At 62.7% G+C, this 15,394-nt stretch carries 13 protein-coding genes; 8 read left to right on the top strand and 5 right to left on the bottom strand.

All coding sequences use genetic code 11. The features are described from left to right. Positions 1-15: 15 nt before the first annotated feature. Entirely contained in the window at positions 16-258 is a 243-nt protein-coding gene (locus ACSQ3L_RS29950) for an SMc00767 family acetate metabolism repressor (RefSeq protein ID WP_006202762.1), read from the top strand. Positions 259-536: 278 nt separating this feature from the next. Next, positions 537-941 carry a response regulator gene (locus tag ACSQ3L_RS29955; RefSeq protein WP_436163207.1) on the top strand — a complete coding sequence of 135 codons (405 nt, stop codon included), beginning with the start codon at positions 537-539 and terminating at the stop codon, positions 939-941. A gap of 90 nt (positions 942-1,031) precedes the next feature. On the opposite strand, the gene ACSQ3L_RS29960 is transcribed toward ACSQ3L_RS29955, so the two are convergent. After that, positions 1,032-1,748, bottom strand: a complete 717-nt coding sequence (locus ACSQ3L_RS29960) for an HAD family hydrolase (RefSeq protein ID WP_436163208.1) — start codon at positions 1,746-1,748, stop codon at positions 1,032-1,034. A gap of 148 nt (positions 1,749-1,896) precedes the next feature. Between ACSQ3L_RS29960 and ACSQ3L_RS29965 the strand changes: the two genes are divergently transcribed. From ACSQ3L_RS29965 to ACSQ3L_RS29975, 3 genes are all read left to right on the top strand, one after another. Next, complete coding sequence (locus ACSQ3L_RS29965) at positions 1,897-3,330, top strand: glutamine synthetase family protein (protein ID WP_436163209.1); 1,434 nt, start codon at positions 1,897-1,899, stop codon at positions 3,328-3,330. Positions 3,331-3,444: 114 nt separating this feature from the next. After that, entirely contained in the window at positions 3,445-4,731 is a 1,287-nt protein-coding gene (locus ACSQ3L_RS29970; protein ID WP_436163210.1) for an NAD(P)/FAD-dependent oxidoreductase, read from the top strand. Between the two features lie 366 nt (positions 4,732-5,097). Further along, positions 5,098-5,958 (top strand): SH3 domain-containing protein, encoded by an 861-nt coding sequence (locus ACSQ3L_RS29975; protein WP_436163211.1) that lies wholly within the window; start codon positions 5,098-5,100, stop codon positions 5,956-5,958. A gap of 116 nt (positions 5,959-6,074) precedes the next feature. On the opposite strand, the gene ACSQ3L_RS29980 is transcribed toward ACSQ3L_RS29975, so the two are convergent. Continuing rightward, positions 6,075-6,821 (bottom strand): SDR family oxidoreductase, encoded by a 747-nt coding sequence (locus tag ACSQ3L_RS29980; RefSeq protein ID WP_436163562.1) that lies wholly within the window; start codon positions 6,819-6,821, stop codon positions 6,075-6,077. Between the two features lie 315 nt (positions 6,822-7,136). Here ACSQ3L_RS29980 and zwf point away from each other — a divergent pair, with 315 nt between their 5' ends. The 3 genes from zwf (at position 7,137) to edd (ending at position 11,198) form a co-directional block, all read left to right on the top strand. Further along, positions 7,137-8,606 carry a glucose-6-phosphate dehydrogenase gene (gene zwf, locus ACSQ3L_RS29985; RefSeq protein ID WP_436163212.1) on the top strand — a complete coding sequence of 490 codons (1,470 nt, stop codon included), beginning with the start codon at positions 7,137-7,139 and terminating at the stop codon, positions 8,604-8,606. Continuing rightward, positions 8,588-9,304 carry a 6-phosphogluconolactonase gene (gene pgl, locus ACSQ3L_RS29990; RefSeq protein WP_436163213.1) on the top strand — a complete coding sequence of 239 codons (717 nt, stop codon included), beginning with the start codon at positions 8,588-8,590 and terminating at the stop codon, positions 9,302-9,304. The genes zwf and pgl overlap by 19 nt, the downstream gene beginning before the upstream one ends. 70 nt (positions 9,305-9,374) lie before the next feature. Then, a complete protein-coding gene (edd, locus tag ACSQ3L_RS29995; RefSeq protein ID WP_436163214.1) occupies positions 9,375-11,198 on the top strand; it encodes a phosphogluconate dehydratase in 1,824 nt (607 codons plus the stop codon). A 70-nt stretch (positions 11,199-11,268) separates the two neighbouring features. Here the strand turns inward: edd and ACSQ3L_RS30000 are convergent, their stop codons facing one another. The 3 genes from ACSQ3L_RS30000 to folD all read right to left on the bottom strand — a co-directional run bounded on the left by ACSQ3L_RS30000 (position 11,269) and on the right by folD (position 15,220). Beyond that, the gene (locus ACSQ3L_RS30000; protein ID WP_436163215.1) at positions 11,269-12,936 is read right to left on the bottom strand and encodes a vWA domain-containing protein; all 1,668 of its coding nucleotides are present in this window, start codon (positions 12,934-12,936) and stop codon (positions 11,269-11,271) included. A gap of 365 nt (positions 12,937-13,301) precedes the next feature. Beyond that, positions 13,302-14,264: a GlxA family transcriptional regulator gene (locus tag ACSQ3L_RS30005; protein WP_013530232.1), complete on the bottom strand. Its 963-nt coding sequence runs from the start codon at positions 14,262-14,264 to the stop codon at positions 13,302-13,304. Positions 14,265-14,320: 56 nt separating this feature from the next. Continuing rightward, the gene (gene folD, locus ACSQ3L_RS30010) at positions 14,321-15,220 is read right to left on the bottom strand and encodes a bifunctional methylenetetrahydrofolate dehydrogenase/methenyltetrahydrofolate cyclohydrolase FolD (protein WP_436163216.1); all 900 of its coding nucleotides are present in this window, start codon (positions 15,218-15,220) and stop codon (positions 14,321-14,323) included. Positions 15,221-15,394 lie beyond the last annotated feature (174 nt).

Raw genomic sequence — 15,394 nt, forward strand, 5'->3', positions numbered from 1 at the left:
ACAAGGAGAAGACCAATGGCATCGATAAGCCGCGTCAAGGAACGCGCCGAGGAACAGTCCACGACGATGAGCGTCGACCAGCAAGCGACGATCCGCATGCTGGCCAACGACCTGCACCGCCTCAATCAGTCGGTGATGAAGGCGGTCGAGGCAGGCGTCTCGGTGGAGCTCGTGCGCTCGGCACGCCATCACGGCGGCGACGGCAACTGGGGCGATCTGCTGATCCCGGTGATCGTCACGCAGCAGAGCCACGGCTGACCTTAATCCGCACAACCGATCTTTCGCCTGCGCAGCCTCTGCGCAGGTGAATTTTCTTTTTATGAAATGCAGTATGGACAGTTCAGTACAGTAGCGTTGCTTGAAATTCATTGCTCCCGAGGATGATTTCCAGGTCTTTTATTTCAACTTGACATGGCGGCCGATCTCACGCCAATTGCGCTCCGGATTCAACTCTGCATTGAAATGGGGGCGAGCTTCTTGGCCGACTTGTGTGCCCAGTGAATCGCGAAGGCGAGACTCGAAGACACCTGAATTGGGTGAACCGCGACGCAAGCACCGAGGCGATCCGTGATCCGTCGCAGGTGCTTGTCGTCGGCAAATCGCCGATCAATCGGGTGGTGATTTCGAAGATTGTCGAGCGATCCGGGCTCAAGCCGATCTCGGAATCTCCCGACACGGCGGTAAGGATCTTGCGGTCTCTTATTCCCGGCGCGGTTGTCCTTGACGGCGGCGCCGATAACAAAGACTGCGACAATCTGATGTCCAGCATCGACGCGTTGCGGCGGATTTCGGGCAAATCCCTGCCACCGGTGATCCTGCTTTCAACCAAGAATGGCACGCCGGAGAGCCTAGGCCTGTCTAGTGTCATCGACGTGGTGGTTGCCAAGCCGATCACGCCCGAACGACTGCAGCCGGTGATCGATCGCCTGCTCAATCGTTAGAGCAATTGCAGAATAGCTGCGTAACGGTTTTCCCAGGAAAGCGCACAGCGCTTTCCCTCGGGAATTGCGCAGAAATAGCTGGGCCTGCGATCAGCCTGCGTTCACGATGCCTTCAACCAGTCCGGGCAGTTGTCCCAGATCGACTATCTGGCGGAACCTCGATTCGGCCACGGGAGCCTCGACATGCTCCAGCACCCAGGTCAGTTCATGCGGCACATGGACACCCCAACCGCCGGCCTCGATGGCCGGCACCACGTCCGACTTCAGCGAGTTGCCGACCATCATGCTTTTGGCCGGGCCATCGCCGTGGCGGCTGAAGAGCCTGCTATAGGTGGCGGCATTCTTGTCGCTGACGATCTCGACCGCGTCGAACAGGTCGCCCAGGCCCGACCCAGCCAGCTTACGCTCCTGATCGAAGAGGTCGCCCTTGGTGATCAGCACGAGGCGAAATGTGCCGGCTAGCTTCTCGACCGTTTCGCGCGCATGCGGCAGGGCCTCGATCGGGTGGCTCAGCATCTCGCGGCCGGCATCGAGAATCTCTGCAATAACCGAAGCCGGTACGCGGCCTTGCGTGACTTCGATCGCCGTTTCGATCATCGACAGGGTAAATCCCTTGATGCCGAAGCCGTAGACAGCAAGATTGCGCCTTTCGGCTTCCAGCAATCGTGCCGAGATGTGCTCCTCTTCGCCATGATCGGCAAGCATCGCGGCAAAGCGCTTCTCCGTCAGGCGGAAGAACTGCTCGTTCTGCCAGAGTGTGTCGTCGGCGTCGAAGCCTATGGTCGTCAGTTTGCCGTCGTGCCGCATTGAATGTCCCGATTTGGATTGAGAGTGCGAAAACTAAGCCGATTGGCGCGATTTTCAACCGGGTCAGCCAATGCCCGACGCGGCTCCCCTTCCCTTCCACAGTGCGGCACGGCTATACTCCACAATCCGCAACCCAATCTGGTGATTGATGCCGCCTGCAAAAAAGGAAGTCCGTCCGTCGAGCCGCGGAGGACGCCCCCGCACGCCTGCCTTCGTAAAAAACCAACGTGGCGTCAAGAACTGGAAGGAAGTCAGCGCCTGGCTGGAATGGCGCGGCATCGAGGACATCGAGTGCATCACGCCTGATCAGGCCGGCGTCGCGCGCGGCAAGATGATGCCATCGAAGAAATTCACCTCCAACACCTCGCTGGCACTGCCGTCGGCTGTCTTCATGACGACGATTTCCGGCGGCTACCCCGAGGATGGCAACGGCTTCCATTACCCGGAAGACGACGGCGACCTCAAACTGATGCCGGACCTGTCGACGCTGACGGTGGTGCCCTGGGAAGAAGACCCGACTGCCGCGGTCATCTGCGACCTCGTCCACCAGGATGGCCGCTCGGTCGAGTTCACGCCACGCAATGTGTTGAAGCGCGTGGTTGCCGCCTATGACAAGCTCGGCCTGAAGCCGGTGGTGGCGCCGGAGATCGAGTTCTATCTGGTGCGCAAGAATCCCGATCCAGACTATCCGCTGACGCCGCCTGTCGGCCGGTCGGGACGCGCGATCGGCGGCGGCGCCGGCTATTCGATCGCCGGCGTCAACGAATTCGACGAACTGATCGACGACATCTATCATTTCTCCGAAAGCCAGGGCCTGGAGATCGATACGCTGATCCACGAGGAAGGCGCCGGCCAGCTGGAGATCAACCTGCGCCACGGCGACCCGATCGAACTGGCCGACCAGGTGTTCATGTTCAAGCGCACCATTCGCGAGGCGGCGCTGAAGCACGAGATCTATGCCACCTTCATGGCCAAGCCGATCCAGGGGCAGCCTGGCTCCGCCATGCACATCCATCAGTCGATCATCGACAAGAAGACCGGACAGAACATCTTTTCGGCCGCGGACGGCTCGGAAACCGACGATTTCTTCCACTTCATCGGCGGCATGCAGAAGCATGTGCCGAACGCGCTGGTGATGTTCGCGCCCTATGTCAATTCCTACCGCCGGCTGACACAGGCGGCGTCGGCGCCGGTCAACAACAAATGGGGCTATGACAACCGCACCACGGCGTTTCGTGTGCCGCGCTCGGATCCGGCGGCCCGGCGCGTCGAAAACCGCATCCCGTCCTCCGATGCCAACCCCTATCTGGCGCTGGCGGCATCGCTTGCCTGCGGGCTGATCGGCATCACCAACAAGGTCAAGGCCGAGCCTCCCGTGCTGACCACTGCCAACGCCGACGAGATCGACCTGCCGCGCGGCCTGCTCGAAGCCGTCGACCTGTTCGAGGGCGACGAGGAACTCTGCGCGCATCTGGGCAAGTCCTTCGCCGCGACCTATGCGGCGATCAAGCGGGCGGAATTCGAGACATTCATGGAAGTGATCAGCCCGTGGGAGCGGGAGTATTTGTTGCTGAATGTGTAGAGGGGTAGCGAATAGCGAATAGCGAATAGCGAATAGAAGCAATATTGGCCGCTTTCCCTATTCGCTACTCGCTATTCGCTTTCACCTCCAAAATCTCCGAGTCTTCGCCACACCATGCCTTACCAATCCCCGATCTCCCCCGGCCGTTCCTGGTACGAGGATACAGCCGGCTCGAGACCTGAATATCCCGCGCTTGATGGCGACCGGACATGCGACGTCGTCATCGTCGGGGGTGGGTTCACCGGCCTGTCGGCGGCGGCGCATCTGGCCAAGGCGGGCACCAATGTCGTGCTGATCGAGGCGCACCGCTTCGGTGACGGCGCCTCTGGGCGCAATGGCGGACAGCTCGGCACCGGCCAACGTGCCTGGGCCGAAGACCTGGAAGCCGAATATGGCTTGTCCCGTGCCAAGGCGCTGTTCGATCTTGCCGAAGAGGCGAAGGCGCATCTGCTTGAATTCACCGCCTCCAACCAGATCGAAATCGACTATATGCCGGGCCAGCTCTCGGTGGCGCACAAGCCGCGCTATGTCGACGACTACAAGGCGCATGCCGAGATCATGGCGAGCCGTTTTTCCTACCCGCATATCTCATTCATGGATGCCAGGGAAACGGCGGAGCGGCTGGGCTCGACCGCCTATTTCGGCGGGACCCGCGACACCGGCACCGGGCACATCCATCCGATGAAGCTGGTGATCGGCACGGCGCGGGTGGCGGCGCAGGCGGGCGCGCAGCTGTTCGAGGGGACGCCGTCGACCGGCATCGTTTCCAGTGGCGGCAAGGTCAAGGTTTCGACGCCGAGAGGCACGGTGACAGCGCAGAAATGCCTGATCGCGGTCAACGCCTATGGCGGCACGCTCGAGCCGGTGAGTGCCGCGCACATCATGCCGATCGGTTCGTTCATCGGCGCGACGGTGCCTCTGGGGGCAGACTCAGACGTGCTCCCAGGCAGCGAAGCGGTCGACGATTCCCGCTTCGTCGTGCGCTATTTCCGCAAATCGAAGGACGGGCGGCTGCTGTTTGGCGGACGCGAGGTTTATGGCGTCAACGATCCGAAGGATATCCATATCCACATCCGCCGCCAGATCGCCGAGCTCTATCCGACACTCCAGGATGTCGAGATCACGCATGGCTGGGGCGGCTATGTCGGCATCACGGTGCCGAGAAAGCCGTTCGTGCGCGAAGTGATGCCCAATGTCATCTCGGCCGGCGGCTATTCCGGCCACGGTGTCATGCTGTCCAACTTCTTCGGCAAGCTCTATGCTGAAACCGTTGCCGGCAACCGCGACCGGCTGAAGCTGATCGAAGATCTGAAAATCCCGCCCTTCCCCGGCGGCCGGCGCTTCCGCACGCCACTGCTGTTCCTGGCGCTCAACTGGTTTGCGCTGCGGGACAGGATATAGGGACTGTTCCGTCCCGATGGAATCAGGACCGGACTCCATCTGTCGGCTAGAGCATGATTTTGGCGAAGCCGGATGCCACGTTTCGGAATCATGCTCCAGGCTGGATAGGTTCGCTCTGAGTTCCTGTAATATTGCTGTAATATTTGTTGCCGTAGCGGCACATTGCAGAATCCCTTGCAAAGGCGCAGAATCGCCTGGGAAGGCGTAGTGATGCCACAATCACCGGCAAAAGATGCCGGTTACGGGCGACTGACGGGGAATTCTGCGGGCTTGCCCGCTCCGGTTTCTTGGGACCGATGCAGATTTGGCGCCAGGTTCTTGGCATTCGATCGAAAGAACATCGGCCCGCTTATGGAGGTGGCAAGAGTGAGAGAGCCCTTCAGTTTCGGCACGCCGGAACGTCGGCGCTTTGCCATGCAGTTCGGATACGACATGCGGCCGTCCTTCTGGCAGGGAGTCCGCTCGAACTCGCATCTGGTGATCGCCGCGATCGGCACCGCCGCACTGCTTGGCGTCGCCGCCGTGGCGCTATGGCTGGCATTGCCGGCCAGCGACAGGCAAGCGGCAGCAAGCCCCGAACAGACTATTCCAACCATTCCGGTGAAGACGACGAAAATAGCCCCGGTGGGAGCCGCAGTCGCCGCGGCAGCCGTGCCGCAGGCAGCGCGCAAGTCCGACGCGGTTTCACCGACCGTGGCGGCCGCGGAAGCCAATATACCCGCACTCGCGGCCAATGATCCGCGCTGGACCGGTTCGCAGCAGAAGGCTGCATCCGCTTCCGCCTCGACTGCTCCGAGCCAGGTGGCGGCGGACAAGGCACCGGATAAGCAAGCGACGGCATTCGCGCAGCCGGCAGCCGATACCGATGCTACCGCTGAGCTTGCCAAGGTGGCCGCGCCCACCGCGACCGCGAGCAGCCACCCCGATGGCGCACAAACCGCCGCCATCCCTGAAGCGCAGCCGCAGGTGCCGACACAACAGCCCTCGGCCACGGAAGGCGACGGCAGCCAGGCCAAGGCGAAGTCACGGAAGGTTGCTGCCGCTGGAACAGGGCGTATCTTGAGGACCGTGACCATGCGGAGCGGTCCGAAGAAAAATGCCGCCGCCATCGGCACGGTGCCAGCCAGAACCTCGGTGCAGGTGATGAGCTGCAAGCAATGGTGCCAGATCACCTACAACGGCAAGACCGGCTGGATCTACAAGAGCTACATCAAGACCGGCGCCTGACGCCTACCGCCTTGGGTGGGGCACGCCCTTGCTTTGGCGTCTGTCGTTCCCCAAAACCGCTGCGCACTTTTGGACGACATACACCAGGCTTTCAGTGGACGACATACATAAGGCTTTCAGATGCAGCGGCCGCCGTCGACCTCCAGCGCCACACCGGTGATGAAGGCGGCTTCGTCCGAGGCCAGCCAGAGTGCGGCGTTGGCGATGTCGAGCGGCGTCGAAAGCCGCCCAAGCGGGATCGATGCGCGGAACTTCTCGCGGATTTCGGGCGTGTCGGCGCCCATGAATTTCTCCAGCATGCCGGTCTCGCCGGCAACCGGGCAGAGGCAGTTGACGCGGATGTTCTTCGGCGCCAGTTCCACCGCCATCGACTTGGTGGCGGTGATCGCCCAGCCTTTTGACGCATTGTACCAGGTGAGGCCGGGCCGCGGCCGCAGACCAGCGGTGGAGGCCGTGGTCAGGATGACGCCGCCACCTTGCCGTTCCATGATCGGCACCACGGCAAGTGCCGCGTGATAGATCGCCTTCATGTTGACTGATGTGATCAAGTCGAAGGTTTGCTCGTCGACATCGAGCATGTCGCCGTTGCGATGGGTGTAACCGGCATTGTTGACCATGATGTCGACGCGGCCGAAGGAGCTCTTGGCGGCATAAATCATCTCGTCGAATTCGGAGCGCAGCGAAACATCGGTCTGGGTCCAGATCGCCGCTTCACCGATCTCGCCGGCGACGCGCTCCGCTCCCTTGGCGTTGAGATCGGCGACAACGACCCTGGCGCCCTCCTGCGCAAATCGCCTTGCAATGCCCTCGCCAAAACCCGACGCAGCACCGGTGATGACGGCAACCTTGTTTTCCAGACGCATGTTCTTCCCGTTCATGATTGGTAACGATCAACCGCCACGCCAATGGCGCGCATCCGCGCAAAGCCACGGCTTCTGACCGGATTGGTCGAAAGATGTGCGGCCATCGCCGATTTCTCCTTTGGCTTTCGCTTCGATCCCGCTCTATGCTGCAACTGCGAAGGCTTCCGGAGCCGCGCCTGTCGACAAGCCTCCGGGTCATCGGACTGTCAAGGGGCAGGCGCATACACCCAGATGTGACACCATGGCACTGGAAAATTTAAATCGATTAGATTATATCAGCCGCGTACCAGCGACCGGCGTCAAAGCGGACAGACCATGACCAGCCAGATCATCCCCGTCGACCCTTTCGACTTCATCATTTTCGGCGGTACCGGCGATCTGTCGGAGCGCAAGCTGCTGCCGTCGCTCTATTATCGCCAGCGCGACCATCAATTCTCCGAGCCGACGCGCATCATCGGCACCTCGCGCTCGAAAATGAGCGATGAGGAATTCCAGGCCTTCGCCAAACAGGCGATCTCCGAGCATGTCAAACCGGCCGACATCGATGCCAAGGAACTGAAGACATTCCTCGCGCGCCTCTCTTATGTCTCCGCCGATGCAACGAGCGGCGCCGGCTTCGACAAATTGAAAAAGGAGATCGGCGACAGCGACCGCATCCGCGCCTTCTACCTGGCGGTGGCGCCGGCGCTGTTCGGCGATATCTCGCACAAGCTGAAAGAGCACAATCTGATCACGCCGAACTCGCGCATCGTGCTCGAAAAGCCGATCGGCCGCGATCTCGATTCGGCACGCAAGCTCAACGACCTGGTCGGCGACGATTTCCACGAAAGCCAGATCTTCCGCATCGACCATTATCTCGGCAAGGAGACGGTGCAGAACCTGATGGCGCTGCGCTTTGCCAATGCGCTCTACGAGCCATTGTGGAACTCCGCTCATATCGACCATGTGCAGATCACCGTGGCCGAGACCGTGGGGCTGGAGGACCGCGTCACCTACTACGACAAGGCCGGCGCGCTGCGCGACATGGTGCAGAACCACATACTGCAGCTCCTGTGCCTCGTCGCCATGGAAGCGCCGTCGTCGATGGATGCCGACGCGGTGCGCGACGAGAAGCTGAAGGTGCTGCGGGCGCTGAAGCGCATCAACGGCAACGAGGCGCCGAAGCACACCGTGCGTGGCCAGTACCGCGCAGGCGCCTCGGCCAGCGGAGCTGTAAAGGGCTATGTCGAGGAGCTTTCCCACGACAGCAACACCGAGACGTTCGTCGCCATCAAGGCCGAGATCGGCACCTGGCGCTGGGCGGGCGTTCCGTTCTACCTCAGGACCGGCAAGCGGCTGGCGACGCGGGTTTCGGAAATCGTCATCGAATTCAAGCCGATCCCGCATTCGATCTTCGGCGACAGCGCCGGGCCGATCTTCGCCAACCAGCTGGTCATCCGGCTGCAGCCGGACGAAGGCGTCAAGCAGTTCATCATGATCAAGGATCCAGGCCCGGGCGGCATGCGGCTGCGCCAAATCTCGCTCGACATGAGCTTCGCGCAATCCTTCGATGGCCGCGCCCCGGACGCTTACGAACGGCTGATCATGGACGTCATCCGTGGCAACCAGACCCTGTTCATGCGCCGTGACGAAGTCGAGGCGGCCTGGAAGTGGATCGACCCGATCCAGAATGCCTGGGAAAGCGCCAGGCAGGAGGCGCAAGGCTATACGGCAGGCACCTGGGGTCCGTCGGCCTCGATAGCACTGATCGAACGTGACGGGCGGACATGGCACGAGAGCAATTGAACAATACCGCCTACAGCTGGAACGGCTTCGCCGGGCGCCAGGATTTGGCGGCCGCCCTTGCCGGCCATGTCGCCGGCCGCCTAACCAAGGCGATCGCCGAGCGCGGCACGGGGCTGCTCGCCGTGTCCGGCGGCACCACGCCGGCAAAGTTCTTCGCCGCCCTTTCGGCGATACCCATTGCCTGGGACAAGGTGATCGTGACGCTGGTCGACGAGCGCTTCGTACCCGCCTCCTCGCCGCGCTCCAATGCCGGGCTGGTGGCCGCCAATCTCTTGCAGAACGCGGCCAAGGCGGCGCGCTTCGTGCCGCTCTATCACGAAGCCACCAGCATCGAGGATGCGGCTTCATCCGACAATGCGGTGCTGCAATCGCTGCCCTGGCCGCTCGACGTCGTCGTGCTCGGCATGGGACCGGACGGCCACACCGCCTCGTTCTTTCCCGATGCCGACGATCTCGCAACACTGCTCGATCCGTCTTCCGACAGGATCGTGCTGCCGGTTCATGCGACAAGTGCCGGCGAGCCGCGGCTGACCCTGTCGCTGGCGCGCATCGTCGATGCCGGCTTCATCGCGCTGCACATCGAAGGCGAAGACAAGCGCACCGCCTTCGACGGCGCGGTGGCACCTGGACCGCGAAAGCCAATCCGCGCCGTGCTCGACGCCGCCCATAGGCCCGTAGAGGTTTTCTGGGCGCCCTGATTTGAACTTGCCAAGGGTCCCGGCGGACAGCCGGATTGTGTTCCGGGACCTCGCCTGAAAGGACCGACCCATGACCGCCAGACGCGACATCGAAGCCATCACCGAACGTATCCGCCAACGTTCAAAGCCGGGCCGCGAGCGCTATCTTAGCCGCATCGCCGAGGCATCGAACCGCACCGCCAACCGGGCTGTGCTGTCATGCGGCAATCTTGCCCACGGCTTTGCGGTGTGCAGCCCCTCGGAAAAGCTCGCGCTGGGTGCGGACAAGGTGCCAAACCTCGGCATCATCACCTCCTACAACGACATGCTGTCGGCGCATCAGCCGTTCGAGACCTTTCCGGCGCTGATCAAGGACGCGGCCCGCGAGGCCGGCGGCATTGCCCAGGTGGCCGGCGGCGTGCCGGCGATGTGCGATGGCGTGACCCAGGGCCAGCCCGGCATGGAGCTGTCGCTGTTTTCGCGCGACGTGATCGCCATGGCTGCCGCGATCGGCCTGTCGCACAACATGTTCGACGCCGCCGTCTACCTCGGCGTCTGCGACAAGATCGTGCCGGGGCTGGTGATAGCTGCTCTCACCTTCGGCCATCTGCCGGCGGTGTTCATTCCGGCCGGACCGATGACGACCGGCCTGCCCAACGATGAAAAGGCCAAGGTCCGCCAGCTCTATGCCGAGGGCAAGGCCGGGCGCGCCGAACTGCTGGAGGCCGAGTCCAAGTCCTACCATGGACCGGGCACCTGCACCTTCTACGGCACGGCGAATTCCAACCAGATGCTGATGGAGATCATGGGCCTGCACACGCCAGGCGCTTCCTTCGTCAATCCAGGCACGCCGCTGCGCGAGGCCTTGACCCGCGAGGCGACGAAACGGGCGCTGGCGATCACAGCGCTCGGCAATGCCTATACGCCTGTCGGCCGGATGATCGACGAGCGCTCGATCGTCAACGGTGTGGTCGGCCTGCACGCGACCGGCGGTTCGACCAATCACACCATCCACCTGATCGCCATGGCGGCGGCGGCCGGCATCGCCATCACCTGGCAGGATATTTCCGACCTTTCGGAAGCGGTGCCGCTGCTGGCGCGGGTCTATCCGAACGGTCTCGCCGACGTGAACCATTTCCATGCCGCCGGCGGCCTCGGCTTCCTGATCCGCGAACTGCTCGATGAAGGCATCCTGCATGAGGATGTGCAGACGGTATGGGGCGAAGGCCTGCGGCCCTACGCGGTCGAAGCAAAGCTCGGCGCCGACGGCGGCGTCGTGCGCGAAGCCTCGCCGCGGACAAGCGGCGACGAGAAAGTGCTGGCGCCTTTCAACAAGGCGTTCCAGGCGACCGGTGGTCTGAAGGTGCTGTCGGGCAATCTAGGCCACGCCGTCATCAAGACCTCCGCGGTGAAGCCGGAGCGGCGTATCATCGAGGCGCCGGCCAGGGTCTTCGACAGCCAGCACGGGCTGAACGAGGCGTTCAAGGCAGGCACGCTGACCGGCGATTTCATCGCCGTCATCCGCTTTCAGGGGCCGAAGGCCAATGGCATGCCGGAGCTGCACAAGCTGACCACCGTGCTCGGCATCCTGCAGGATCGCGGCCAGCGCGTGGCGCTGGTCACCGACGGGCGCATGTCGGGCGCCTCCGGCAAGGTGCCGGCGGCGATCCATGTGACGCCGGAGGCGGTCGAGGACGGTCCGATCGCCAGGATCCATGAAGGCGACATCATCCGACTCGACGCCGAGGCCGGAACGCTGGAAGTGCTGGTGCCGGCCGGCGACTTTGCACTGCGCCGGACAGCGGATGCCGACCTCATCGGCAACGAGTTCGGCTTCGGCCGCGAGCTGTTTGCCGGCTTCCGGCAATTGGTCGGCCGCGCCGACCATGGCGCCAGCGCCTTCGGCACGGCTTGACGGCAGTTTCGCATAGTTCATGAAAAAGGGCGGCACGTGGCCGCCCTTTTCGTTGCCTGCGAGACGGCCACTACGGTGTAACGGTGATCTCGCTCCGTTCGCCAGCCTTGATCGTCACCGGCATTTCCTTTTCATGGCCCGCATCGGACATGTGGCGGACGACCACATAGTCGCCGGCCGGAACGATCTGCTGCCAGGTGTCGCCATAGTTCAGGCCAAGCGCCTTGCGCTTGCCCTCTATGTCCTTTTTCGGCGACAGTATCTCGATCGAATAGGCACCGGGGGCCGACATGGCCAGAACGCCGGCATCGAGCGGCACCTTGATGTCCATGACATCACCGACCTTGACGCTGAACGGCTGCTCGACGACCGCAAGATCAAGCGTGGTCAGCGCGACATAATCGTCCGGCGGCAGCCAGAACTTGCTGTCCGGTCCATAGGAATGCTCGACACTGTCGCGCGTGCCGTCGATTTTCTTCTTCGCCTTGACGATCTCGAAGCCGAGGCCGGAACTGTCGGCCTTGTCACCGCCGGCGACATAGAAGGCGTTGAGCACAGCATGGCCGACGCCGACGATGACGTCCTTCTCGATCGTCTGCCCTGCGGTTAGCTGAATGGTCTCGGTGACGCTGCCGGCGCCGATCTGGACCGTGATCTTCTGTTCGCCCGCCGGCACGATGACCTTGGTGTCGCCATAGTGGGTGGTGCTGCCGCCCGGATAAGCGAAATCGAGGCTGGCCGCGTCGCTGATGTCGGCGCCCTGGTTTGGCCGCGGATGAATGAGAATGGTGCCTGCGTTCAAGGTGAAGAGCGGCTTGTAGACTTGGCCGGCCTCGATCTTGATTTTCTGCTCCACCTTGGCCTCGTCGTCGCGCGCGACGACGACATAGTCGCCCGGCTCGAGATTGCCGTTGTAGGTGCCATATTCGGTGGTGACGGAATCGCCACGCGAGCCATCAGCGCTCGCCTTGTAGATCTCCCAGGCATTGCCGTCGGTGATCGGCTCGCCACCTTCGGCCATCACCACTGTCGGCTGGAAATTGAAGTCCGGTTTGGCCGGCTCAGGCGCAGGCGCCGGGGCAGGTGCGGGAGCCGGTTCTGGAGCAGGCGCTGGTGCTGTCGCCACGGTCTCGACAAGCGCCTCCTGCAGCGCCTTCTCGTCGGAGGCCTGGATGTATTTGCCGCCGGTGTTGTCGGCGAGGCAGGCGATCTGCTTGCCTTCGTCGGCGGTGAGGCCGAAGCCGACGACATCGGCGGTGAAGTCGACGCCGGATGCCTCGAGCTCCTTGCCAAGCGCACAAGGGTCGCCGCCGCATGTTTCGAGCCCGTCGGTGATAAGCACGACGGTCGCCTTGTCCTCGGTGTATTTCAACGCTTCGGCAGCCTGTTTGACGGCCGCCGTCAGCGGCGTCTTGCCTAGGAATTTCAGGCTGTCGGCGGCGGCCGAAATGGCGCTGCCAGAACCTGCCTGCGGCGGCACGATCAGCTGGATATCCTCGCAGCTGCCCTTCTCGCGATGGCCATAGGCCATGAAGCCGATCTCATCATCGGTGGGGACCGATTGAAGCACGGTTCGAAGCGACTCACGGGCGATTTCGAGCTTGGGCTTGCCGTCGATCTGCGCCCACATCGAGCCGGAGGCGTCGAGAATGACGATGACCTTGTTTGCGGCGAAGCCGAACGTCGTCATCGACAAAAGGAGGATCGCCGCAGCGACGCCCCGTGCAAATCCCGCCATTGAAATCTCCTCAAATCCGCCCCTGATCCGGGCGGCAAAGCTATTTGACGTCGCGCCGGCACACAAGTCCGGACGCCCGATGCGCAAGGCAACGAATCCGGGTCAACTGGTTCCTTCGGAGCCTTCGCCGGCGCATTGGCTGACGGAGCATCAAAGAAAAACCCGCCTGTGCGGCGGGTCACTGGCGCAAGTCAGCACCATAGGCAAATATGTAGCATAGCTGCCCTCACCGAGTCAAGAAAAAATTCCTATCACAAAAAGCTACCGGCACAAAAGCTGCCGACACCGATCTTAACCCGAGTTCGTAGCCCTGGCCCGATGCGCCGGGGCCGAATGCCAAACTTTTCAGTGGAAGCGAAATCCGCTCAGTAGGTCGTGCGGCGCTCTTCCGAGGGCGGCCTGCCGAATTGCAGCCGGTAGCTCTGGGCGAAGTAGGAATGCGAGGTGAAGCCGGTCGCGATCGCCACGTCGAGGATCGGCATGTTGGTCTGGCGCAGTAATTCGCGCGCCCGCTCCAGCCGCAGCCGCATATAGTAACGGCCGGGCGTGACGCTGAGATGGCGCAGGAACAGGCGCTCGACCTGGCGCACCGACAGGCCGGCGGATTTAGCCAGTTGCACCGCCGACAGCGGCTCGTCGAGATGGTCGGCCATCAGTTCGACAATGCGCCTGAGCTTCTCCGACTTGCCGGTCAGGTCGCGTTCCGGCCCGACACGCTGGCGGTCGCCGGCCGAGCGGATGCGTTCGTGCTGGAACTGGTTGGCGACGCCATTGGCGAGGTTCGAGCCGAAATCGCCGCGCACGATCTCCAGCATCAGGTCGATCGAGGTGGTGCCGCCGGCACAGGTGTAACGCTTGCGATCGATCTCGAAGACATTGCCCGTGCAGTTGATGTCGGGGAACCGTTCGACGAAGCCGGCGCGGTTCTCCCAATGGATGGTGCAGCGATAGCCTTCGAGCTGGCCGGCCTCGGCCAGCAGGTAGGATCCGACCGACAAGGCACCGAGCGCATTGCCGCGCCTGCCCCAGCTGCGCAAAGCCGCCAGCACCTTGCTCTTGCCGGGAAATTCAGTCGTCAGCCCGACCGAGACGAAGAGGATATCGACCGGCGGCAGGTCGGCAACGGCATAATCGATCTTGAGCGGCAGGCCATTGGAGGCCATCACCGGATCGCCATCGGCCGACACCGTCGTCCACCCGTAAAAGTCGCGACCGAGCAACCGGTTTGCCGACCGGAACGTATCGATTGCCGCGGCCAGCGAGAACATGGAGAACTTGTCGACCAGCAGGAAAGCGAATTGCCGGCCGCCTTGAACGGGGTCCGTCATGACCGGCCGTTCTGAGGGAACACTGGGGTTCGGCAAAGCTGCGGCTTTCTGGCGGGTCAGAATGACGGCCGTTTCAGTCCGGCCGCAAGGTAGGCCGAGGCTAACGTATTGGCCATCAGCATGGCAATGGTCATCGGGCCGACACCACCGGGAACCGGCGTGATGGCGCCGGCGGCCTTGGACGCTTCGGCATAGGCGACATCGCCGACGAGGCGCGACTTGCCCTCACCCTTTTCCGGCGCCGGTATGCGGTTGATGCCGACATCGATGACGGTAGCACCTGGCTTCACCCAATCACCCCTGATCATCTCCGGCCGGCCGACGGCGGCGACAAGAATGTCGGCGGTGCGGGCCAGGGCCGGCAAGTCCTTCGTCCGGCTGTGGGCGATGGTGACGGTGCAATTGGCGGCAAGCAGGAGGTTGGCCATCGGCTTGCCGACGATGTTGGAGCGACCGACGACGACGGCATTGAGGCCGGACAAATCCTTGCCGCGCACACGCTCGATCAAAAGCATCGAGCCGGCCGGCGTGCAGGGCACGAAGGCTGTCTCGAGTTCGCCGGTGCCGAGCTTGCCGACATTGATGAAGTGGAAGCCGTCGACATCCTTCTCCGGCGCGATGGTCTGGATGATCTTGCCGGCGTCGATATGGGCCGGCAGCGGGAGCTGGACCAGAATGCCGTTGATGGCCGGATCGGCGTTGAGGTCGCCGATGATCTTCAGCAATGCCGGTTCGGAGGTTTCGGCGGGCAGCGTGTGCTGGACGGAATGAAAGCCGCATTCCTTGGCGGTGCGCGATTTGGAGGCGACATAGACCTGACTGGCGGGATCCTCGCCCACGATGACAACGGCAAGACCGGGCTTGGCCTTGCCGTTCGCGACAAGTTCGGCCGTCAGGGTCTTGACCGTCCGCACAACGTCTCCGGCAACGCTCTTGCCATCAATCACTTCGGCCATGAACCACCCTCAACACCAGAATGCCCAAGCGCGTCGCTTCAGGAAGCGACGCGCTTTTCGATCTTTCACAGCGTGGCATTTTCACGAAAATTCCAACACGCAATCCCGCCAAAGCGCCGTCCCATGCCGTTTACGCGAAACCGGCATGTTTTTGTACGGCACAGCGAAGAATTT

This window comes from Mesorhizobium sp. LjRoot246, assembly GCF_964254115.1.
Classification (GTDB): domain Bacteria; phylum Pseudomonadota; class Alphaproteobacteria; order Rhizobiales; family Rhizobiaceae; genus Mesorhizobium.